Source organism: Lipingzhangella halophila, assembly GCF_014203805.1.
In the GTDB taxonomy this organism is placed as follows: Bacteria; Actinomycetota; Actinomycetes; order Streptosporangiales; family Streptosporangiaceae; genus Lipingzhangella; species Lipingzhangella halophila.
Map to the genome: position 1 here is coordinate 4927297 of NZ_JACHJT010000001.1, position 14636 is coordinate 4941932.

At 71.4% G+C, this 14636-nt stretch carries 15 protein-coding genes and 1 tRNA gene; 13 read left to right on the forward strand and 3 right to left on the reverse strand.

Annotated features, from left to right (window positions below; all coding sequences use genetic code 11):
- Positions 1-127 precede the first annotated feature (127 nt).
- Both F4561_RS33800 and F4561_RS22470 read left to right on the forward strand, forming a co-directional pair.
- Positions 128-1321 carry a DUF418 domain-containing protein gene (locus F4561_RS33800; RefSeq protein ID WP_184581324.1) on the forward strand — a complete coding sequence of 398 codons (1194 nt, stop codon included), beginning with the start codon at positions 128-130 and terminating at the stop codon, positions 1319-1321.
- A 120-nt stretch (positions 1322-1441) separates the two neighbouring features.
- Positions 1442-2152 (forward strand): class I SAM-dependent methyltransferase, encoded by a 711-nt coding sequence (locus tag F4561_RS22470; RefSeq protein ID WP_184581325.1) that lies wholly within the window; start codon positions 1442-1444, stop codon positions 2150-2152.
- 191 nt (positions 2153-2343) lie between these two features.
- Here the strand turns inward: F4561_RS22470 and F4561_RS22475 are convergent, their stop codons facing one another.
- The gene (locus F4561_RS22475; RefSeq protein WP_184581326.1) at positions 2344-3210 is read right to left on the reverse strand and encodes an NmrA family NAD(P)-binding protein; all 867 of its coding nucleotides are present in this window, start codon (positions 3208-3210) and stop codon (positions 2344-2346) included.
- A 189-nt stretch (positions 3211-3399) separates the two neighbouring features.
- Here F4561_RS22475 and F4561_RS22480 point away from each other — a divergent pair, with 189 nt between their 5' ends.
- Positions 3400-4368 carry an AraC family transcriptional regulator gene (locus F4561_RS22480; protein ID WP_184581327.1) on the forward strand — a complete coding sequence of 323 codons (969 nt, stop codon included), beginning with the start codon at positions 3400-3402 and terminating at the stop codon, positions 4366-4368.
- A gap of 472 nt (positions 4369-4840) precedes the next feature.
- Here F4561_RS22480 and F4561_RS22485 read toward each other — a convergent pair whose 3' ends face one another.
- Both F4561_RS22485 and F4561_RS22490 read right to left on the reverse strand, forming a co-directional pair.
- A complete protein-coding gene (locus tag F4561_RS22485) occupies positions 4841-5470 on the reverse strand; it encodes a TetR/AcrR family transcriptional regulator (RefSeq protein WP_184581328.1) in 630 nt (209 codons plus the stop codon).
- Positions 5471-5629: 159 nt separating this feature from the next.
- The gene (locus tag F4561_RS22490; protein WP_312885452.1) at positions 5630-6547 is read right to left on the reverse strand and encodes an alpha/beta fold hydrolase; all 918 of its coding nucleotides are present in this window, start codon (positions 6545-6547) and stop codon (positions 5630-5632) included.
- 245 nt (positions 6548-6792) lie between these two features.
- On the opposite strand from F4561_RS22490, the gene F4561_RS22495 reads away from it, so the two are divergent.
- The 10 genes from F4561_RS22495 to F4561_RS22540 all read left to right on the forward strand — a co-directional run bounded on the left by F4561_RS22495 (position 6793) and on the right by F4561_RS22540 (position 14521).
- Positions 6793-6865: transfer RNA gene (locus F4561_RS22495), tRNA-Ala, on the forward strand.
- A 110-nt stretch (positions 6866-6975) separates the two neighbouring features.
- The gene (locus tag F4561_RS33385; protein ID WP_312885453.1) at positions 6976-8319 is read left to right on the forward strand and encodes an SDR family oxidoreductase; all 1344 of its coding nucleotides are present in this window, start codon (positions 6976-6978) and stop codon (positions 8317-8319) included.
- Between the two features lie 2 nt (positions 8320-8321).
- Entirely contained in the window at positions 8322-9452 is a 1131-nt protein-coding gene (locus F4561_RS22505) for a leucine-rich repeat domain-containing protein (protein ID WP_184581329.1), read from the forward strand.
- Between the two features lie 209 nt (positions 9453-9661).
- Positions 9662-9994 (forward strand): ArsR/SmtB family transcription factor, encoded by a 333-nt coding sequence (locus tag F4561_RS22510; RefSeq protein ID WP_184581330.1) that lies wholly within the window; start codon positions 9662-9664, stop codon positions 9992-9994.
- Positions 9991-10422 carry an SRPBCC domain-containing protein gene (locus tag F4561_RS22515; protein WP_312885454.1) on the forward strand — a complete coding sequence of 144 codons (432 nt, stop codon included), beginning with the start codon at positions 9991-9993 and terminating at the stop codon, positions 10420-10422. The genes F4561_RS22510 and F4561_RS22515 overlap by 4 nt, the downstream gene beginning before the upstream one ends.
- A 277-nt stretch (positions 10423-10699) precedes the next feature.
- Positions 10700-11242, forward strand: coding sequence for an RNA polymerase sigma factor (locus F4561_RS22520; protein ID WP_184581332.1), 543 nt, complete (start codon positions 10700-10702; stop codon positions 11240-11242).
- Position 11243: 1 nt separating this feature from the next.
- Positions 11244-12134 carry an anti-sigma factor family protein gene (locus tag F4561_RS22525; RefSeq protein ID WP_184581333.1) on the forward strand — a complete coding sequence of 297 codons (891 nt, stop codon included), beginning with the start codon at positions 11244-11246 and terminating at the stop codon, positions 12132-12134.
- 17 nt (positions 12135-12151) lie between these two features.
- Positions 12152-12907, forward strand: a complete 756-nt coding sequence (locus F4561_RS22530) for an ABC transporter ATP-binding protein (RefSeq protein ID WP_184581334.1) — start codon at positions 12152-12154, stop codon at positions 12905-12907.
- Between the two features lie 82 nt (positions 12908-12989).
- Complete coding sequence (locus F4561_RS22535) at positions 12990-13808, forward strand: lantibiotic immunity ABC transporter MutE/EpiE family permease subunit (RefSeq protein ID WP_184581335.1); 819 nt, start codon at positions 12990-12992, stop codon at positions 13806-13808.
- Entirely contained in the window at positions 13808-14521 is a 714-nt protein-coding gene (locus F4561_RS22540; protein WP_184581336.1) for an ABC transporter ATP-binding protein, read from the forward strand. Before F4561_RS22535 ends, F4561_RS22540 begins: the two co-directional genes overlap by 1 nt.
- The last annotated feature ends 115 nt before the right edge of the window (positions 14522-14636 follow it).

Sequence of the window (14636 nt, forward strand, 5' to 3'; positions counted from 1 at the left end):
TCTCCCCCACCTCATCGGCCGATCAGCCGATGAGCGCCCGCCGACCGGTCGGCCACACGACCGATGTGCCATGGGGCGGCACGCCGCCACGCTTGGACCGCCCATCCCGCCACAGAAGGAAGCCGACGTGCGCACCGACACAGCTCCCACCACCGCGGGTCCCGAATGGGGCGCGCGCCCCGAGTCGCCACCCAGCGGCCCGGTCCGAAGGCGAATCCCGTTCCTGGACGTCGCTCGGGGGTGGGCGATGATCGGGGTCGTCCTGATGAACGCGGGCATGTTCGCTGCAACCGCCGAGGCGTTCGGGAACACCGAGGGCGGCCCGGGCACGACAGCCGTCAACGCCGCGGCAACACTCCTCTTCTCGGAACGCAGCCGCGAGCTGCTGATGCTGCTACTCGGTATCGGCGCGGTGCTGACCTGGCTGTCGGCGGCCCGACGCGGCGAGCGGCCAGGGTGGCTGCTGGTGCGCCGCTACGCGGTGCTGTTCGCGGTCTTCGGGCTGGCGCACTGGTACGTCTTCGACGGGGACATCCTCACCCACTACTCGTTGGCGGCCGTGGTCCTCGTCGCGCTGCTGCCGCTGCTGCTCACCGGTGCCCGGTGGCGGCCGCTCGCGCTGGCCGCGGCACTCCTCCCGCTCAGCGCCGCGCTGCAGGCAGCCGTGCCGCACCTGCTGTTCGACGCCCAGTTCGGCGTGTCCACGCTGGCGGCCTTCGCGATCGGGGTGTGGCTGGCCCGACTTCCCGGGGGCGACGGGGGCACCGCCGTGAGCGGGATCGACGGCGGAGAGGCGAGCGTCCGAACCCTCGCTGTGCGCCTCTCCGTCTGGGGCGTGGCGCTGAGCGTGGCGGGAGTCCTGGCCCTGGGTGGGATCACGCTCGCCTTCCCTCGACAGTTCGACGCCGAGGGCATGCCGCTACCGCGGACCGCGGTCGAGACGGCTCTGGGGAGCCTGAGCGGCGACGTGCTCCTCATCGGCGGCGCGCTGCTGTACTTCGGACTGGTCTGGTGGTTGGTGGACCGCGGCCGCACCGCGGCCCGTGCCCTGGGCGCGCTCGCCCCGCTCGGTCAGATGAGCCTCACCGTGTATCTGGGCAGCACCGCGGTGTTCCTGCTGACACTGGACGGTCACGACGGGGAACTGAGCGAGCTCACGCACCTGGGCATCGCCTCCGGATATGTCCTGGTCATGGCGCTGGTCTGTTCGTTATGGCTGCGCTTCTTCCGGTACGGTCCGGCCGAATGGCTGTGGCGGTGCCTCACCTACCTGCGTCCGCTGCCCATCCGACGCCACCCGACCGCCGGCGAACCGGGATGAGGCACCACAGTGCCTCCCACCCGGAGCCCACCCGCCGCCCGCGTACGGCGTCGGAGAGGCGCGAACACCAGATCTGGCACGGGGTGTGGTGACGCATGTCCGAACCGACATACTGGGGAGGTGTCTGACGCAGTAGGTTCTCATCCGCAGTACGACGCGTTCGCCGACGACTTCCTGGACCATGCGCACAGTGGCATCCACAACGCGCACTGCGACCGGCCGGCCTGCCTGGAACTGCTGGGCGAGGTGGACGGGCGCAGCGTTCTCGACGTCGCATGCGGACCGGGCCTGTACGCCGAGGAACTGGTGGCGCGCGGCGCCCGCGTGGTCGGGTTCGACCAGAGTCCGCGCATGATCGAGCTGTGTCGGCAACGGGCCCCCTCGGGCGAGTTCCGCGTGCACGACCTCGCCGAGCGGCTCGACTGGCTGCCGGACGGTTCGGTGGACCGGGTGCTGTTCGCGCTCGGGATCGAGTACGTCGACGACCGGGTCGCGGCGCTCCGGGAACTGCGGCGGGTGCTGCGACCGGACGGGGCATTCGTGTTGTCGCGGCCGCATCCCACCGGTACCTGGCTGCACCACGGTGGCAGCTACTTCGACGTTCGGGTGGTCGAGGACGTGTGGAGCAGGGGTTGGCGGCTCCGGTACTGGTTGGCGCCCCTGGAGCAGACGTGCGAGGAGCTGCGTGAGGCGGGCTTTCTCATCGAGCGGCTGCTTGAGCCCCGGCCCCGAGCCGAATCGGCCGATACCGACCCGGAGCGCTACGAGCGTATGTCGCGCGAGCCCACCGCATTTCTCGCCCTCAGGGCCGTACCCGATCCGCGACGCTGATTCCTGCGCGCGTTGCAGCCGCGGAACCGGTTTCCGTTATGGCGCACCCGTTTCCCGCAGGCACACGCACTCAGGCGTGGGCGAAGGATGCTGACAGGCTTCAGCCGCGAGTGCCGACGGCCACGTCCGGTCCCGGGTGACCGCGGGACCGGACGCTCGCCGACCTGCCCTGGTGAGTCGGCGAAACCAGGTCAGGTGTTGACCGGCACGATGCTTCGGAGAGTCTGCGCCAGCTCGGTCTGGCAATGCCGTACCCGGTCGCCCTGGGACCGCAGGGCTCCTCGCTCGTCCGCGTCGTACAGCTCGGCCAGAACCTCGGCGAAGTGCCGTGAGGCGCCGCCTTCGGCGATCGTGTCGACCCAGGCCGCCCGCGGGATGTTGACCACCGGAACCGGCTTCGCGAGGACTTCCGACAACGTCTCGGCGACCTGCCGCTCGGTGTAGTGCGGGCCCTCGATGTCGACGATCTCGCTGGCGTCCGGAGGCGACACGAGGGTTTCGGCGGCTATGGTGCCGATGTCCCGGGTCGCGTTCATCGGCTTGGGCACATCCGCCGAGTCACCGAAGTTCGGATAGATTCCCGCCTCCAGGACGGCACCGAGGACGGTTTCGACCTTCTCCTGGAAGTGGAACGACCGCAGCGCCGACAGCACGACCGCTGTCTCGCGAAGCCGGTTCTCCAAGTAGTTCAGGGGCAGCAAAGGGCCGGTTCCTTCCGGAAGTTCTGCGCCGATCGAGGAGAGCATGGCGACGTGGGGGACCCCGCTTTCCGCGACCGCATCGGCCACAGCGTCGGCCATCCGGCGTTGCTCGGTGTGGAAGTCCGCCTCCGGCTCGCCCGCCGGAAGCAGGAGGAACACGCCCTGGCATCCGCGGAGGGCCTCCGCCATCGCGGATCGGTCGCCCAGGTCAGCAATGGCCACCTGGGCTCCCCGCGCCGACCACATCTCTCCCTTTTCTTCGCTGCGCACCAGCACCCGGACCTGCTCTCCGCCGGCCAGCAGCTCCTTGGCGGCGTACCCGCCGACGTGCCCTGTCGCACCCGCGACTGCATACATGATTGCCTCCCGTGTGAACGTGGTGGTGAGGGTTGCCCCGGGGTGTTCGGCGGCGCCGGCCCGTGAAATCGAGCCCGTTCACCGCATCGTGAGATCGTCCGGACACTCCCATTCGACCGCGATATGTTGAGACGCTCCATGGCTGGAAAGCTCTACCGCATTTCTTCGCGTCTCAGCTAGGCTGCGCGCATGGACCCGCTCAGTGGGCTGATCGACGGAACGCGGGCGCAGAGCGCCCTGCTCAACCAGGCGATCCTGGAGCCGCCGTGGTCCCTGCGGGTCGCCGAGGGTGCGCCGCTCACGCTGGCGACCGCCCTGCGCGGGCATGCCTGGCTGGTGCTCGACGACACCGAGCCGACGCTCATGCGTACCGGCGACATCGCCATCATCTGCGGTACCGGCCACTACACGGTGGCCGACGATCCGGCGCTGCCCCCGGAACTGGTCGTCCACAGCGGCGGTCGGTACTCGACACCCGACGGGGTCGACGTCACCGATGAGCTACGCATGACGACGCGTACCTGCGGCGAGAGCCCAAACGGGCCGACGGTGATCATGAGCGGCACCTATGAGGTCAGCGGCGAGGTCAGCGCCCGCCTGCTGAGTGCGCTGCCCCGAGTGCTCATCGTTCCCGGGCAGGGCACCTGCAGGGCGGGACTGAACCTGCTCGCCGCCGAACTGACCGTTGACGAACCCGGCCAGCAGGTGGTGCTGGACCGGATGCTGGACGTGGCCCTGGCCGCCACACTGCGCGCGTGGTTCGACCGCCCCGAGGCCCAGACACCGGGCTGGTACCGGGCGCAGAGCGACCCGATAGTCGGCGAGGCGTTGCGGCTCATCCACGACGACCCCGCCCAGCGGTGGACCGTGGCGAACCTGGCGGCGAGGGTCGGGGCGTCGCGTGCCACGTTCGCCCGGCGGTTCAGCGCACTGGCCGGTGAGCCCCCGATGAGCTATCTGACCGGCTGGCGGATCGCCGTAGCCGGTGACCTGCTGCGCACCACCGACGCCACGATCGAGTCGATCGCCCGGCAGGTGGGCTATGCCAATGCCTTCGCCCTCAGCGTCGCCTTCAAGCGGCACTGGGGCGTCAGCCCGGCCGGATACCGCACGCGCACCGGCAGTGGCGCGGATCTCCCGGTTTCGGCGGCGCGCTAGATGTGATGGGGGTGGGTGGTTACGCGCGTGACTACGGCGGCGAAGGCGGCGACCCTGCGGGAACCGTGCCTTTGCGGGCGCCAGTGCTGCCGTCCGGCGGCGGGGCGCGCATCGAGGATGACTGTGCGGACGTTCTCGGCGATGGGCCGCAGCGAGAGTGACCGCGAGGACATTCTCGTCGCTGAACATGTCCCCACGGACACCCTCGCCGCGGAACCCGCACCCACACCCGCCCGTTTCGCCGTGTTTCCCCCGAAGTCTGGCGCCACAGCCACGACCGACGGGCCCAGCCACGGGCCAGACCCCCGGTCGTCGGGCGCCACACCCCCGGGCACCCGAACCGATCACCCAGGGGCCGGCCCACCACCATCCTCGCCGCCCCGCCGGGCACCGCACCACGAACCCCCATCACCGATATAGCACCCCCTGGAGCTGGAACCGCTCTCCGGCAGGAAGCCCACAGCCTTGCCCGCTACTGGCCGCGCAGCGCTGTGCGATGCAGCATTTCCAGGATCGCCGCCGTACCGCGGAAGAGGTCGTGGCCGGGCTCCGCCAGGGTTTGCGCCACGACCGCGTCGATCGCGCCGGTGAGGATGATCGCCAGCGTTGCGCTGTCCAGGTCCGAGCGGTACTCGCCGGCCGCCACCGCCGCGTCGACGAGGTCCGCGAGCGGTTGCCAGCGGGCGGCTGATGCCGGGGTGTCGTCGATGCCCGTGTCGTTCGCGGGGCTGAGTGCCTCGACGATCATGCGCACGTGCGTGGGGTTCTCGGCCATGTAGCCGATCATCGACTCGACATAGGCGTCCACGGCGCTCGCGGGTCCCGATGCGTCCCGCAGTGCGGCCCCGACCCGCTCGGTGAGTGCGTCGATGACCGCGTCGTAGGCGGCCCGGATGACCGCGTTCTTGGCCGAGAAGTGGTAGATCACCGCGCCCTTTGTGATGCCGGCGGCGTCCGCGATGCGCTGTAACGAGCATCCGGCGTAGCCATGCGTGGCGACCAGGTCGATCGTGACCGAAACCAGTTGCGTGCGCCGTGCCTGCTCGGTGATGGTCGGCTGCCGGTTCGCCCCGTCGCCGACGCCGCGTGATCTGGCGGGCACTCTCGACCTCCCGTTTTTCGGCCCTGACCCGTGGTGGTTGGGCACGCTGCCGGTGCGCCCCAGCGCAGCCGCGCCGCCAAGGACCGGGCCCAGTGTTGCGGGCGGCACGGCCCCGGCCCGCGCCGTGGCCCGGAGCGGGACCGGAAAGCCGCTGGCGTCTCACTCCGCCTCGCTGAGGAACCCGTCGATGTCAGCGGCAATCTCCTCCGGGTACTCACCATTGATCGCATGGGACGCGTCGTCATAGGTCAGCACGGTCCCCTGGGGCAGTGTGTCCTCCGCCTGCCGCGCGGCCTCCCCCGGGTCGTGCATGACGGACTCGCCGGCGATGATCGCCAGCACCGGCAGGTCGACGGTCGCAAGCTGCTCGGCGGAGAACCGCTGCGGCGCGGGCAGCTTCAGAGCGTAGTGCCGCATGCCCGACTCGATCATCCCCGCCACCGGTTCGTCCTCGACCGGCGCACCACCCGCGGTCCACGAGTTGAACTGGTCGCGCCAACTCTTCGGGAACCAGCCGACCGTGGCCGGGATGGACCGCGCCATCGTCTCCAGCGGCATGTCCGCGAAGGTCATGGCCGGATCGAGCGCGATGACGCTCGCGAGGGTGTCCGGTTTCCGGATCGCGAGGTTCATGGCGGTCCACCCGCCGATCGACAGCCCGACCAGGTGCACCGTGGGCTCGGGCAGTTCCGCCAGCGCCTGGTGGAGCCATCTGGCCTGGTCCGCATCGCCCTGGATCGGGCGCGTCTGGACGCTGGCTCCGGGCTCGCCGAGCAGGTCGACCGCGTACACGGTACGGACCTCCAGCAGGGACTCAAGATTGCCCGCCAGCACCGGCGACGCCGATGACCGGCCCGGCAGGAACACCAACGGGGCCTTTTCGGGAGCCGCGCCGTCGAACCGGTAGACGCGGACGACTCCGTAGTCCGTTCGCACGTCGAGCGTGGCGTCCGGCTCCGGGAGGTCCCCCATCGCCTGCTCGTAGGCCCGGACGTACTCGTCATGCCCCTCGGCCGAGGTGAAGTGCCCCACGGGTGAGGTGTCCCGCATCGCCAGCCAGGCTCCAACGACGACCACCAGGACGATCGCCGTCCATCGGACCCATCGGCGGCGCCGCCTCGGAGGCGGCGCCGACCGCTCCGGCGCTCTTTCCGAGTTCCCGTCCTCGGTTGGCGCGTTCCCGCTCATCGCACACCAGCCCATGTATTGACCATATGGTCAATAGTATGACCACTTGGTCAGTAACGCACACCTCTGGAGCCGAGCCGTGGCCGGTTTCGGCCGGTTTTGCCCCGGCGAAGCTGGCTAGACTGACGCCCGGCAAGGCTGTAGCGCAGGGGTCGTCGCGCCCAAACCGCATTTGGGAGGACGCCGGTTCGAATCCGGCCAGTCTTGCCCCCGATTCGCACGGCTCGGGTTGGAGGCCCCGAATAGGGCAGGACACCGCTACCGAACCGCAGCCCCCGGATGAGCCCGGCCCCGAGGAGGTCGCCGCGTGCCTGCGGGTGCTGCGGCACGCGAGTGCTGATCCGGCGGACCCCCGCTGGGCCGAGGTCCGCGAGGCCGCCGGACGCGTGCACCGCGCGGAGAAGAAGCACCGCAAGGCCGAGCGGCGCGACCAGGGCCGTGCCGAGGAACGTGCGCTGTTCGCCGCGACCGAGCGGTACCGCGACCAGGCACCGGCTCCCACCGCCGCCACTGGTGGTGATCCCCCACCGCCCAGCGTGGGTGTGCTGGCGGCCGCACGGCCGTGTTACGTGTGCCAGACCTCCTACCGCCTGGTCTCCGGGGACTACCACCTCCTGTGTCCCGACTGCGCGGAGTACAACCGGCAGCGCCGGCACGCCCGTTGCTCGCTGCGGGGCCGCCGGGCCGTCGTCACCGGGGGCCGGATCAAGATCGGGTTCCACACCGCCCTGAAGATGCTGCGCGACGGCGCCGAGGTCGTGGTGACCACCCGGTTCCCGCGCGACGCCGCCCGCAGGTTCACCGCCGTACCCGACTCCGGAGAATGGCTCTCCCGGCTGCGCGTCTACGGGGTCGACTTCCTCGACCCCGCTGCCGTCGATGGTTTCCTGGCCGACCTGCACCAGTGGTTCGACCATCTGGACATCCTGGTCAACAACGCTGCCCAGACGATCCGCCGCCCCGCGGCCTACCACCGGGAGGTTCGCGCGGGCGAGCGGGAACCGCTGACCGGACGCGCAGCGCAGGTGGCCATCGCGGCGGCCGACCGCGCCGCCGGGCCACTGACCGGTGCGGCGGGCGCGGCAACCGCCCTGACGCCGCGGGCGGAGGAGACCGCGGCGCCGGCGCTGTTCCCCGCGGGCCGGGTGGATGAGTCGGGCGAGCCCCTGGACCTGCGCCCCCGGAACAGTTGGAGCCTGCGGCTGCACGAGGTGGATCCGGCCGAGTGGCTGGAATGCCACGTGGTCAACGCGTTCGTTCCGTTCGTGCTGACCGCGCGGCTTCGCGGCCTGCTGGAGTCCTCGCCGCGGCCGGACCGCTACGTGGTGCAGGTCTCCGCGATGGAGGGCAGTTTCTCCCGGCCGTACAAGTCATCCCGCCACCCGCACACCAACATGGCCAAGGCATCTCTGAACATGCTGAGCCGCACCTCGGCCGCCGACTACGCGGCCGCGGGGATCCACATGAACAGCGTGGACACCGGGTGGGTCACCGACGAGAACCCGCACCCGACCAAGACGGCCCTGCGGGAGGCGGGCTTTCGTCCGCCACTGGACGTCATCGACGGCGCCGCCCGGGTCTACGACCCGATCGTGCGGGGCGTGAACGGCGAACCGGTGTCCGGCCGGTTCCTCAAGGACTTCCGAGCGGTGGAGTGGTGACCATGCGAGAGACCTCCGTACGCTGCCCCGTGATCGCGGTTCCCGACATCCCCGTCGCGGACCCGGGGGAGCTGCGGCCGCTGCTGGACCGCCTGGCCGACCCCGTGCCGGTACGCGCCGCGGAAGAGTTCCCGCGGGGCACGCTGTGCTCCGACGGGCGGGTGGACCTGTGCAAGCAAGGGCTCGGCCCCGAGGGCGCGCGACGCCTGCTCCCCGCGGCCACCGCCTCCGCCCATACCCGGCACCTGCTGCTGGGCACCAACGCGATCGCCGACACCGGCGCCCACGCTGTCGCCGACTCCCTGTCCCCGCGGCACGGCGTGACCACGCTCTACCTCGGCTGCAACCGGATCACCGCCGAGGGCGCCGGCACGCTGGCCGCGGCGCTGGAACCCGACCGCACGGTGCGGGCGCTGTGGCTGAAGCGCAATCCCATCGGCGACGAGGGGGTGACGGCGCTCGCTGCCGCGCTGCGGCACAACACCGCGATCCGCACACTCGACCTCGTCAACACCGGAGTGCGGCGCGAGGGCCTGTCCGCCCTACTCGACGCGCTCACCGCCCGGCCAGAGCCGATCGAACGCCTCTACCTCGGCGGCAACGGGCTCGGGGCGGACTCTGCCGACGTGCTGGCCGCGCTCCTCGCACAGGGCGGGGTGCGCGAGCTGTACCTGGCCGCGAACCACCTGGGCGACGAGGGAGTTGCCCGCCTCGCCGCCGCCGCGGATCCGGCGCGGCCCGTGCGGCTCGGACTGGGTGGCAACGGGATCGGGCCGCGCGGCGCCGCGGCACTGGCCGACTCACTGGCCGGGGTGCGCACCCTGGATCTCAGCCGGCCCCCGTCCCAGCACGCCCTGGGCGCGCCGGGCAACACCACCGGCGACGACGGGGCGTGTGCACTGGCCGAGGCCCTCCCCGGCAGCCCGATCCGGCGGCTCGCCCTCCAGCACACCGGGATCACCGGACGGGGCGCGACCCGGGTGCTCCTCGGGATCACCGCGGACACCCGCCTGGAGTACGTCGGCCTCGGGTCGGGGGTGCCGCGCCGGGTGAAGCGCGAGGTGCGGCGAAGGCTGCGGCCCGCCGGCGGCCCGCCCGCCGATGTGCGCGCCATCAGCAGCGTGTACCGGTGAGGCGACTGCCGCTGTCCCGGCGCTGATCCGGGAGCGAATCCGGCGTCTCGTGGTGCCGGGGTGGATTCCCGGCCGCATCACCAGGCGCCGGCGTTGCTGGTGAGCCCGGCAACCGGTACGGCGCCCGGCCGCCCTTCCGGCGGAGCCGCCCCCGCCGCCGCACAGGTCCCCTGGTTGCCCTTGTATTCCTGTTTGGATATATTCCCTGTATGGCATCAACATTCGAGGTTCTCGCCGAACCCCGGCGCCGGGAGATTCTCGACCTGCTGCGCGGCGGCGAGCGGGCGGTGGGCGACCTCACCGACCGGCTCGCGCTTGCCCAGCCCGCCGTGTCCAAACACCTCAAGGTGCTGCGCGAAGCCGGCCTCGTCGAGGTCCGGTCGGAAGCCCAGCGCCGTTGGTACCGGCTGCGGCCGGCTCCGCTGCGGGAGGTGGACGAATGGCTGGCCCCGTACCGACAGTTCTGGAACGAGCGCCTGGATGCGCTCGGCCAGCACCTGGACCACATGCCGGACGAGCCCGGTGGAAAGGAGCACTCGTGAGTGGCGCCGCGCATCCAGCGGAGAACAGCCGGGAACTGCGCTTCGAGCGGCACTTCGCGCACCCTGTGGACAAGGTATGGCGCGCCGTGACCGATCCGGAGCACCTTGGCCGGTGGTATCCGTTCCGCGTCGCCAGGCTCGACCCGCAACGCGGCGGAACGATCCTGTTCCGCGACGACGAGGGCACCGAGCTGCGCGCGGAGGTCACCGAGATGGTGCCGTCGAAGGTCTTCGCCTTCCGGGAGTTCGACGACGAAACCGGAACCCATGACCTGCGGTTCGAGCTGGAACCCGACGGCGGCGGCTGCCGGCTGACCTTCACCCACACCTTCACCGACACCCCCTGGGCCGTCCAGTACGAGACGGGTTGGCAGTCCTGCCTCGACGCCCTCGCGCACGTCCTCGACGGCGCCGCCGAGGCGCCGTAGCGGGGCCGCGCCGCTCCCCCGGCCGAGCGGCGCGGAACGGGTAGTTGCGGTGCTCAAGTCCGCCTCCGCCGTGCGGCGCGAAACACCGCAATCCCACACGGACATCACGTAACCCGCCTCGCCGATCCGGCCGGCGGCGCGGCGACCGTACTTGGCTAGGTGGCGTTCCCCGATCTCCAGCCGGCGCCCCGGAATCGGGCACCGGCGCGCCGGCTGGCGTGCGCCCCGCGGCCGGCCGGGTGTGAACCGGGCGCGGACTGGAGGCTACGTACTGGGCGTGCACACTGATCAGCAGTTGCTCGCACGGGTTGTCTCGGGGGACGAGAACGGGCTGCGCGAGCTGTACCACCGGCATTCCGCCGCGATGCTCCGGCTGCTGCGGAGGCTGACCTCCGATCCGGGAACAGCCGAGGAGATCCTGCAGGAGTCCTGGTTGGCGGTGTGGCGGTCGGCGGGAAGCTTCCGGTCGTCGGCATCGGTCCGCGCCTGGCTGCTCGGGGTCGCCCGGCGGCAGGCGCACAACCGGTTGCGCCGCGCCACTCCACCCGCGGTCGAGATCGGGGCAGCACCCGAGCCGGTCGACCCCACCGCGGACGTGGAGAGCCAGGCGCTGGCGGCGGCGGGGCACGCGGTGATCGTCGCCGCGATAGGCCGCCTGCCGGAAGCGCACCGGGACGTCGTGGTGCTCGCTCTGGTCGAGGAACTGCCCTACGCCGACATCGCCGAAGTGGTGGGCGTCCCGGTGGGAACGGTGAAGAGCCGCATGTCCAAGGCGCGGCGCATGCTGTCGGAAGAGCTGTCCCGAGAGCGGGTGAACTGACATGAGCCATCTGGGTGAGGAGGCGGTGGCCCGGGCCGGGGTGCGTGAGCGGGCCGCGCTGCCCGCCGCGGAACGGGTCCATCTCCAGTCGTGCCCCTCGTGCCAGGGCAGGGTCGCCGGCACCGCCCGGATCGCCGCGGCCCTCCGAGAGCGGGAGGAGGCCGCGGAGCCCGTCGTTCCGTCCTTCGACGCGCTGGTCGCGCCGCACCTGGACGCGGCGCCCGAACCGGTGCCGGTACCCGGGGTTCGCCTCGGTCAGGCCTTCCGGCTGACCATCGCGGTCATCCTGCGCCAAGCCGTGCTCGTGCCCAGGCTGCTGTGGTTGGTGGCGGTCGGCGGCTTCGCGGCGCTGGCCGTCGCGGTGCTCCTCGTGCCGGCGAGCGGCGCCGTCGCCTACCTTGGCCCGGTGACCGTGGCGCTGGTGACCCTGGGGGCCGTGGCCGTGTGCGATCCCAAACGCGACCCCCGCTACGAGTCGCTGTACGCGATGCTGGTACCCCCCGTGGTGGTGTGGCTGTCCCGGCTCACGTTCGTACTCGGCGCGATCCTACTCATGGCGGCAGCGGTTTCGACCCTCGCTGCCGCGCTGCCGGGAAGCGGCCAGGAGACCGGCTCGGTCATCGGGGTGTGGCTGTCGCCCGCCCTTCTGGGGGCCGGGCTGACGACGTTCGGCGCTGTGTGGCGTGCCCCGGCGGTGGGGATGGCGTTCGGGGCGGTGTCCTGGACGATGTCCGTCGTGGCCGGGCGAGACGACCTGTTCGGCCCGACCGCGGGGGCAGCCGCGGCAGCGGTCTGGACCCACAACGGGGTGTCGCTCCCCTTGGCGGTCCTTACCCTGGCCGGAGCCACCTGGCTGGCCTCCCGGCCGGCGACGAACCCGAGCGGCGGCTGAGACAGCCGGGAGGTCTGGTGCACATCACCGCCACGGACGTGCGTTACCGGTACGGCCGCGCACCCGCCCTCAATGGGGTGACCCTGGACATCGGCGGCGGAGTGTTCGGGCTGCTGGGTCCCAACGGGGCCGGAAAGTCAACGTTCCTGCGGCTGCTGGCCGGGGTCCTGCGCCCCCGCTCAGGCCGGCTCGTCGTGGGCGGCCACAACATGAGCCGCGGCTCGGCTCGGCGCGGTATCCGGCGGTTGGTGGGCTACGTGCCGGAGAGGCCGACGCTCTACCCGCACCTCACCACCCGTGAGTTCCTGGACTACACGGCCCTGCTGAGCGGGATGGCCGATACCCGGCAGCGGCGCGAGCGGACCGGGCACGTGCTGGAGCGCCTCGAACTGACCCTGGAAGCACGGACCAGGATCGGTGCGCTGTCCACCGGGACGTGCCAGCGCGTGGCCATCGCGCAGGCGCTGATCGGCGAGCCGCGGTTGCTGGTCCTGGACGAACCAACGGTCGGCATGGACCCGCTGCACCGGCACCGCGTGCGCGCGCTCCTCGCCGAACTCTGCCGGACGACCACTGTGGTCCTGTCCACCCACGTCCTCGACGATGTCCGGCGCCTCTGCGACCGGGTGGCCGTGCTGCGCGCGGGCACCACCGCGTTCGCCGGCTCACCGCGGGAGCTGGCCGGCACCGCACCTGAGACCTGTGACCTCGAAGCGGCATACGCCGCGGTGGTGTCCGGTTCGGCAGGGCCTTTCCACTACCGCGAACCGTGAACCGGCCGGGGCTGCCCGGCTACGTACTGGGTGACGGACTACAACGATGCCGGTACGGCGGTGCCAGAAGGGAACGGGGCCGATGATCGACCCAGCACACCCCGCGAAGGAGGAAGGCGTCGCCGCGCCGGAGGGGGCCGCCGACGCTCCCTCATTGCGCACGGTGGCCAGCACCGAGGCCAGCAGACTGTGGCGGCGGTTCCCCCTGTGGCTGACTTTCGGTCTGCCTCTTGGCCTGGTGCTGCCGCAGGGGCTCGTAGCGGCCCTGTCCCCAGAGGGGCGGCAGGGGTTCGTGTGGGACGTGTGGTTGCAGGTCGTACTGATGTTCTGGGGCGTCCTGCTGCCGATGGCCACCGCTCTCTACGCGGGGGTGGCGGTACGCCAGGACAACCAGGCGCGGCGGCTGCTCTACTCCTACGGGTTCCCCCGCAGCCGGCTCCTGTTAGGAAAATTCGCCGCGCTCGCGGGGATGAGCCTGCTGTGCGCGATGCTGCTGACGTGCCTTCTCTGCCTGCTGGGGGTGCTCTTCGGCGAGACCGGTGGCATCGCCCGGATCGTGGCGGGCGGCATGGTCCCGTGGCTGGCCAGCCTGGCGACGCTCGCGTTGTGTCTGGTCGTCGCGCACGTGTGGGGATTCACGGCGACCATGTGTACCGGCGTGGCCGGCATGATGTTCGGCGCGCTGCTCGCCGACAAGGCGGTGTGGTGGATAATCCCGCTGGCCTGGCCGATGCGTGTCGTCGTGCCGCTCGCGGGGATCGAGGCTTCGGGCGTTCCGCTGCCCGACGGCCACCCGCTCAACGACCCGAGTGTGCTGCCGATCGCGGTCGGCCTCTCCGTCGCTCTGGCCGCCGTGCTCCTGGTGGCCGGCTCCCGTTACGTGAACCGGAAGGAACTGTGATGGTTGAGGCACTGCGTATCACCGGGGTGAGCAAGCGGTTGGGCCGGAACCCCGCCCTGGACGGCGCCGAACTCACCGTGCGCTCCGGCGAGGTCTACGGGCTGCTGGGGCCGAACGGGGCGGGTAAAACCACCCTGATGAAGTCGATCGCGGGTCTGCTCCGCCCGGACTCGGGAGAGATCACGGTGTTCGGCCGCCCACTGTCGGAGGACGCACGCCGCGAGATCGGGACCCTCATCGAAGGACCGGGCGTGTGGCCGCACCTGAACGCCCGGGAGCACATCCGGGTGCACGCCCGGTTGCGCGGCGTCCCCGAGGAGTGGGGGTGGCAGGCGCTGCGCTCGCTGGGAATGGCCGATCTCGCCAAACGCCGGGTCTCGGCGTACTCCCTGGGGATGCGCTGGCGCCTGGGGATCGCTCTCGCGCTGCTGGCGCGTCCGCGCCTGCTGGTACTGGACGAGCCCACCAACGGCCTGGACCCCGTGGGAGTGCGCGACATCCGCGAGCTGCTGCGCAACCTTGCCTCCGCGGGAGTCACGACGCTGGTCTCCAGCCACCAGCTGGACCAGGTCGCCCGCACCTGTGACCGCGTCGGTGTGCTCGTGGCCGGCAGCATGGCCTATGACGGGCCACTCGACGGGCTCGCTGTCGACGGCGACCTGGAGACCGGGTTCTTCAACCTGGTCACCCGGACCGATGCCGGCGTCCGGTGACCTGGCCGCCGCTCGGGCCCTCGCGGGCGGCCCTCATGCGGCCGCTGCCGGACGGTCGCGAACGGGTGCGCCACCCGGATTAGCGCCGGGTCCGCTTGTCTAGGATGCTTCCGTT